The sequence below is a fragment of the Bacillus sp. SRB_8 genome (assembly GCF_003264205.1).
GTDB lineage: Bacteria > Bacillota > Bacilli > Bacillales > Bacillaceae_G > Bacillus_A > Bacillus_A mycoides.
The window spans coordinates 1-293 of record NZ_NADT01000130.1 but is presented as its reverse complement, the minus strand read 5'-3'; the positions used below and the strand labels follow the sequence as shown (position 1 = coordinate 293).

Annotated in this window: 1 protein-coding gene; it reads right to left on the bottom strand. The window is 51.5% G+C overall.

The window, feature by feature from the left end:
• Window positions 1–63: 63 nt before the first annotated feature.
• On the bottom strand, window positions 64–293 hold a 230-nt coding region (locus tag B5P40_RS32230), incomplete at its 5' end, for a response regulator (RefSeq protein WP_142936386.1).

The window sequence follows — 293 nt, the reverse complement described above, 5'->3', positions numbered from 1 at the left end:
AGTCGGTCAAAAACATCAACTCGGTTTTCGAGTCGTCAACGACCAGAACTTTCTGAATGGGCATTACATGGCTCCTTGATTTCGATTACCAAATTGCTGCACAGCCTGCAGCAACTGGTCTTTGGTAAATGGTTTGGTGAGATATTCCTGGCAGCCCACCATGCGTCCGCGTGCCTTATCGAAAACGCCGTCCTTGGACGAAAGCATGACCACCGGGATATCGGCAAAACGCGCATTGCGTTTGATGATGGCGCAGGTCTGGTAGCCATCGAGCTTGGGCATGAGGATGTCGC